General features: G+C 32.4%; 4 protein-coding genes. All 4 read left to right on the forward strand.

Annotated elements, in window-relative coordinates; translation table 11 throughout:
• Window positions 1-158 precede the first annotated feature (158 nt).
• The 4 genes from ACTCAF_RS10825 to ACTCAF_RS10840 all read left to right on the forward strand — a co-directional run bounded on the left by ACTCAF_RS10825 (window position 159) and on the right by ACTCAF_RS10840 (window position 5,416).
• On the forward strand, window positions 159-1,766 hold the full coding sequence (locus ACTCAF_RS10825; RefSeq protein WP_463063292.1) for a hypothetical protein: 1,608 nt from the start codon (window positions 159-161) through the stop codon (window positions 1,764-1,766).
• 9 nt (window positions 1,767-1,775) lie between these two features.
• Window positions 1,776-3,377, forward strand: coding sequence for a hypothetical protein (locus ACTCAF_RS10830; RefSeq protein ID WP_463063293.1), 1,602 nt, complete (start codon window positions 1,776-1,778; stop codon window positions 3,375-3,377).
• A 15-nt stretch (window positions 3,378-3,392) separates the two neighbouring features.
• Window positions 3,393-4,031 carry a ribulose-phosphate 3-epimerase gene (gene rpe / locus ACTCAF_RS10835; RefSeq protein ID WP_463063294.1) on the forward strand — a complete coding sequence of 213 codons (639 nt, stop codon included), beginning with the start codon at window positions 3,393-3,395 and terminating at the stop codon, window positions 4,029-4,031.
• A gap of 344 nt (window positions 4,032-4,375) precedes the next feature.
• The gene (locus tag ACTCAF_RS10840) at window positions 4,376-5,416 is read left to right on the forward strand and encodes an IS5 family transposase (protein WP_463063295.1); all 1,041 of its coding nucleotides are present in this window, start codon (window positions 4,376-4,378) and stop codon (window positions 5,414-5,416) included.
• The last annotated feature ends 260 nt before the right edge of the window (window positions 5,417-5,676 follow it).

A 5,676-nucleotide genomic window follows, 5' to 3' on the forward strand; every position in this document is an offset into this window, starting at 1 on the left:
ATGATAACAAAGAAGGGAAGCTTACTTACTTTGGAGCAAAGTGGCAGATGGATTTCTAATGGGAAGCCCTGCAAAGCAGGGCTTTTTTATTTATAAATTTATTTGATTTTTCTATTATTTAGTGTAATACTCCTTGAAAAACAAATAAGGAGTCTTTTATGCTGTTAAGATTTTTTCTTCTTCTTATGACCTTGTTAGCGTTTTGCGGTTTCGGGATTGCAGGTATAAATAATTTTCCTACAGATATGGCTGGTCTGTTAAAAACTGAGCCAGCAAAAGTTATAAACATAAATCAAGACATATTAAATATAGATAAAGGTGCAAAAAGTGGATTTTTAAAGGGCAGAAAGGTAGAAATATTGAAAAAAGGAAAACCGGTTTATCATCCCGTTACAAAAGAAATCCTTGGAACACGGGATATAATAATTGGTGAAGGGGTGGTTACATCATCAAATGAGCATAACTCAACAATAGGCATAATAGAAAAATCAGCCGAATTTAAACTTGATGAAATTGTAGCTGTACCAAAAATACCTGTAGGAGTCAAATTTGTAAGCGTTGCAGGAAGTGAGGATGAAAAAAAATATATTGCATTACTCAAAGCATCATTGAACAATTCAGATTATCTGTTCATTTCAGATAACGGTTTATTGACCTGTGAGGTCAAAAGCGAAGAAAAAGGGTTACTTTTAACGATAAAAATGAATGATGGACAGCCCCTAAAAACCCTTTATTACCCTACAGAAAATATTGTGGCTATTGAAAAAGATATAAAAGCTGTGAATCTTACGGAAAGTGGTGAAATGGAAAGTGGATATTCTTCAATTTCTGTTTTATATGTTGGAGAAAACAAAATAATTGCTGCAGCAGGGGGCAATAAAGTAGATTTTTATGAATTAAACTCAGGTAAAATTGAAAAATCACCTATTAACAGTATTTATTTGGATGAAATAATTAATATAGAATCATTTGATATTGATAACGACAAATTAGATGAACTTATTATTTCAAATTTAGATAAAAATCTTAAACCAAAATCTGCTATATATAAAATCAAAGGGGGTAAAACTGATATTTATTTGCAAGATATAAAATATTTATTTAGAACCGGCTATTTTGAAGGGGAGAAGAAGCTTTTATACCAGGGTGTAGAGAAAGAAAAATTTGGCCCTGAAATCTATATTTTTAGTTCAACAAAAAATATCGGTAATGACAGACCTTATTTAGTGTCAGATAAGTACAATATTTATAACACAGGTTTTGGGGATTTTGACGGGGACAGGAAGGTTGACCTGATACACTTTAACGATAAAAAACAGCTGGAAGTTATATCTGACAATAAAGTTATTTATAAAAGCGTAAAACCTTACGGTGTAGGTGCCAAATATTTTCTGTTGAACAAGGCAGCTAAAGATAAGGAAAATCATGGTTATTCGGAAAATGATGATATGCTTGGTATGCTCAAGTTTAGACAATACATATATCCAAGGATATATGAAAAGAATGGAGAAATATTTGTTTATAACAATGAGCTGAAATTTCCAGCTTTTCCGCTAAGAGAGATTTTTTCTTCTTCAAAATTGGAAAAAATAGGGTTTGGCAAGTTAGGGGCAGTAAAAAGATGGGAGTCTGACTTGCTTGAGCCGAGGATTGTGGATATTTATATTGAACCAAATTCCAATGAAGCCTTCCTTATAGTATTAAAACTAAAAGAAGGTTTATTTAAGAAGGACAAAACTAATATAATGATGCTGACATTCAATTAAGAGGAAGACATGAGGATTTTTAGATATCTGCTTTTATTTTTGGCATTTAGTAAACTGGTTTTTGCTGCAAATACAGATTTTGTAGAAAATTTTGTAAATAAGTTAAGCAATAAAAAAGGGTATGTGATATCAAATGAAGGAAATGGAACAATACTTACTGATTTAGGAAAAGATAAAAATGTTTTTAAAGGGATGCGGATTAAAATTTCAAAAAAAGAAGAGAGTATTGTACATCCTATAACCGGAGAGGTGATTGCTGAAAAGACTTCTGATGCCGGACTTGCTGTAATTGATGATGTATATGATAAGTTTAGCACGGCAAAAATTTTAAATGGGGATAATATTAGTGCAGGGGATTACGCTGAGATTATTTTACCTGTGAGAGTTAATCTGGAATTTTACAATACCGATAGTTATACTGAGGATGAAATAAAATCCCTTCTTATAAAGTCAGGTAAATTCTCTGTTGATAAGAAGTCACCTCATAGTATGAAATTTTATGAGGACAGCAGCGGTGGTCTTATTTTTGAGGTTGACTATTACAATGATGTTATTGGAAAATTTTATTCTACTGATTTGAAGGTTGAAACTTCAGACAATGAGAGAGAAATTTATCAACAGGAGTTTGAAGCAAAGGGTTATATCCAGATGGCTGTTTGCAACCTGAAAGGGGATGGTTACGATTATGCAGTTATGGCCGAAGATAGAAATGTAGATATTTATAAAATTGTAGGTAATAAATTTCAATTTCAGGAAACTATTGACAGAAAATTTGACAATATCATAACAGTTAGCTGCTATGATTTAAATGACAATAAAATAGACGAAATATTTATTTCTATTTCAAATAAGGGCAGAGGCGCAAGGTCATTTATTTATGAGTATAATGAAGGCAACCTCGGTAACCTAAAAGATAGTATTCCCCTTGCACTAAGAGATGTTTATTTGAACGGTAAAAAAAATATTGTTGCTCAGAGGCTTACGAGGGATGGCAGGTTTGTGGGGAATATTAATTTTCTGATATACAATGGTGACTATATAAAAGGTGAAGCCATTGCAAATACGCAGGGTTTTTCCATCTATGGTTTTGGTTTGGGTGATGTGGATTTGGATGGTAAGATGGATTTAATTTATTCAAATGAAAAAAATCTGCTTGAGATATACAATTCAGACGGGAATATTATTTACAAAAGCAGAGAAACATATGCAGATTCGGTTAACTATTTTTTAATGAAAGAAAGGAAGACAGATAAACTTGCAAACAAGGAAGAAGTTGATAAACTTTTGGAAATTACAAGCAGGATATATATGAAAGACAGAATATTCGTAGATAAAAGAGGCGCTATCATAACAACCAAGAGCATATTTAATGATAATGTTGTCCCAACCTTTGAAAAATATTTCAACAAAGTAGTTACGGTCAATTTGTTTGAAAATTCAATGCTTAAAAATATATGGACATCCAAAGATTTTGGTACTGACGTAAATGACTTTTATTATGTTAAAAATGGCAAAAAAAGTGTTATTTATGTTTTAAAGGGGGAAAAAGGGAATTTTTTTACAAAGTCAAGAAGTAGTATTGTTACAATTGTATTTCCTGAAGGGATATAAGGAGAGTCTGAAATTATGCTTGTTTCCCCGTCAATATTAAGTGCTGACTTTGCAAGGCTTGGCGAAGAGGTTGTTGCCATTGATAAGGCAGGGGCTGACTATATTCATATTGATGTTATGGATGGTCAGTTTGTACCAAATATTACAATAGGCCCATTGGTAGTGAGTGCCATCAGGAAGTTTACGGTTAAACCATTTGATGTCCACTTGATGATAAAAAATCCTGAAAACTATGTAAAAGAGTTTGCAGATGCGGGTTCAGATATCATTACGGTACACGCCGAGGCGACAAATCATTTGCATAGATTGATTTATCAGATAAAAGATTTGGGTAAGATGGCAGGTGTCTCATTAAATCCTGCAACACCTGTATCAGCTATTGAAGAAATTGCCTCAGACATTGACCTTGTGCTTGTCATGTCAGTAAACCCTGGGTTTGGTGGACAAAAATTTATTGAAAGCAGTATTGAAAAGGTAAAAAAAGTAAAAGAGCTAACTCTAAGAAAAAACTCCAAGGCTCTTATTGAAGTTGATGGCGGCGTAAATAATAAAAATGCTCCACATTTAAAAGGTGCCGGATGTGACATAGTAGTCGCCGGCAGTTATATCTTCAGCGGAGATTACAAAGAAAAAATAGAGAGCTTGAAAATATAGCAACTGACAGTACAATTACATTAAAAACCTTAAATATGTTTATAATGCACTTTTATTATTTTATTCTGTGACCGCTATTTCTGAAATAATAATTTGAAAATCACTGCTAAAGTTAGCTAAAAAATCTTTATCTATGAGTTTAATCTGAGCCTGTCTCATAATTTGTGTAAATCCGATTTTGCATTTTCATTATATTAACCTTTAGTAAACCTGTCAATCCTTTCTTGAAAATAGATATATAATTGAGAAGTCCTTTGCACAATTATTTTGTTTTAAAATGATATAATCTATTGATGTTATTTGATAAATATGGTATTTATGTGATTATTTCATCGGAGGTAATCATGCCAGATTTTGATAAATTCGGATTTGCAGATATTGAAATAGAAGATAGATTCAAAGAGCCAACATATTTAGATAAAATAAACAAACTTATTAATTGGAAACGACAAGAGAAGATACTTGGTAAGTTTTATACAAAGGATAAAAATAAAGTAGGCAATCCGGCTTATCCAGCTCTTCTAATGTTAAAGATATTGTATGTACAGAAATGGGAGAATTTGTCAGATCCCCAGATGGAATTTGCCTTAAGGGATAGGATATCAGTAATAAGATTTGTAGGCTTTCCTTTAAGCAGTCCTACACCAGACCACAGTACAATCTGTAGATTTAGAAATAATCTTGTAAAGAGTGGAGCATTTGATGCTTTATTGGAAGATATAAACAATCAACTTATAGAGCATGGCTTTATAGTACAGGAACGTAAGACAGCGTTAGTTGATGCAACATTGGTATCATCATCAGCCAGACCAAGAGGTAAATGTAAAGATGTTCAAGAAGACCGTAAAGAGGATGAAATAGATAAATCTGATGAAATTAAAAATACTGAGAATAATATATCTTACAGCAATGATGTTGATGCTAAGTGGCTTAAAAAGGGCAATAAATATGTTTATGGATATAAAGCTTTTTTTAGTACAGATATTAATGGATTTATCCTTGGCAATCTTATTAAGCCAGCCAATGTAAGTGAGGTAAATACCTTTGAAGAATTTCTGGAAAAACTTAGCTTTGAGGCAGGTACAAATATACTTGCAGATAAAGGTTATGCATCTGCATCTAATAGAGCTTACCTTAATTCTAAAGGGTATAATGATTTCATTATGCATAAGAAACCTAAGGGTAAAAAGATGAGTGAATTTTTAAAATTATTTAACAGGTATGTAAGCAAATATAGATTTAAGATAGAGCAGGTATTTGGCTTATTGAAAAAGGACTTTGGCTTTAATCGATTTAGGTACCTTGGATTACAGAAAGTGCAGGCAGAAAGTACTCTGATAAGTATTGCATTTAACTTAAGGAGGGCATCTTTTATGATTAGCTAATGGATTTATAGGGACAAGTGCGTCCAAATTCCCTATTTTGGTTACATTTAGGGGATTTGGAAGGGGATTTAGGGTTTAAATAAGCCACATTTTAGTTAAATTGGCTGAAAAAAAGAGAAAATAAGTAAATTAAACCCTACACAAGGTTACGCAAAGGACTTTTGAGGGTAAATTTCGCTCCAGTCTCGAACCCGACCTGTCCATTTTTTGCTTATATCCACAGTTGCCAAATACAAAAGTTTGAAAAGTGCTTCTTCACT

The sequence above is a fragment of the Deferrivibrio sp. genome, assembly GCF_055117995.1.

Coding starts and splice junctions, on each gene's coding strand:
- ACTCAF_RS10825 (WP_463063292.1), top strand. CDS start 159: ATGCTGTTAAGATTTTTTCTTCTTCTTATGACCTTGTTAGCGTTTTGC.
- ACTCAF_RS10830 (WP_463063293.1), top strand. CDS start 1,776: ATGAGGATTTTTAGATATCTGCTTTTATTTTTGGCATTTAGTAAACTG.
- rpe (WP_463063294.1), top strand. CDS start 3,393: ATGCTTGTTTCCCCGTCAATATTAAGTGCTGACTTTGCAAGGCTTGGC.
- ACTCAF_RS10840 (WP_463063295.1), top strand. CDS start 4,376: ATGCCAGATTTTGATAAATTCGGATTTGCAGATATTGAAATAGAAGAT.